Source organism: Psychrobacter sp. 1U2 (assembly GCF_051847575.1).
The window spans coordinates 1-973 of the sequence record NZ_JBPYDC010000563.1 but is presented as its reverse complement, the minus strand read 5'-3'; the positions used below and the strand labels follow the sequence as shown (position 1 = coordinate 973).

The following is a 973-nucleotide window of genomic DNA, read 5'->3' as shown; positions in this document are numbered from 1 at the left end:
ACCGAGTCTTCTTTTAGATTGGTATTTTCTTCAATAACCAGTTTGTCTAATGAGGGACAGGTAATCACAGCATTATATTTACTCAACTGTTTATCGCAAATATATGTCATTAACTGGCGAGCATGTACTTTATTTAATATATCACTATCAGAGTTAGCGTATTCTTTAGCGCGCGCAACGATTAATTGCTCAAGGCGTGAGCTTTGTGTTAAATCAAAATAAATACCGATGTCATCAACAACCACGCTCAGTCCATGACGACTGCCGATACCAGAATCTAATGAGCGTAAAAAGCCATCTTCGATACTTAAAGTTGTTAGTTGTTGACGATCTGCTGCTCTCTTAGCACGTTGATAGCTTTTTTTGTGTCCCCAACCGATAAAAGCGTTAGGCGTTTGTAGATTTGGATTAAAACGCTGCTGCACGCTTGACCATAGGTACCAGCGTTGAATATCAGCGTCCAAGACATTGGGCAGCAGCAAATTATTACGGCGCATCCCTTTACCAATGACCGCCAAACGATTGGGGACCAAATGCTGAGCTGATGACAAGGATGGTACAGCCTTAGAAGTAGACGTCGTTGGCACCTTATCTTCGTTTGCTGCACTTTTTGTCATTTTAATCATCCTTTTCAATGCTGTATTGGCGTCAATATACTTTTGACATCAACCGTTATAAGTCTAAAATAACTTTGGCTGCAACTGCCAATTGATAAACGATTTGTGATATTCCGCGGGTAATCTCAACGCGCTTGGTTTTGACCTTTGGTAAAACCATAATCTCATCACCCTGCTGGATACGATAAGCGGTATTGACCACTTCATTCGCCCCATTTTGATGAATCACTAAGATCTCTTTAGTATCAGCGTTGTCTCCAAAGCCGCCTGAATTGGCAATGTAATCGCCAACCGTAAAGTCTGGATTAAAAGTGAGCGCGCCTTGCGACCGTACTTGACCATTAACGGTTATCACT

Annotated in this window: 2 protein-coding genes; both read right to left on the bottom strand. The window is 41.6% G+C overall.

Annotated features, from left to right (window positions below):
• A partial coding sequence (locus tag ACS8FD_RS17285) for a capsular polysaccharide export protein, LipB/KpsS family (RefSeq protein ID WP_439276757.1) occupies nucleotides 1-617 on the bottom strand: 617 nt, incomplete at its 3' end.
• Nucleotides 618-672: 55 nt separating this feature from the next.
• Nucleotides 673-973: SLBB domain-containing protein (locus ACS8FD_RS17280; RefSeq protein ID WP_439276756.1), on the bottom strand; the 301-nt coding region annotated here is incomplete at its 5' end.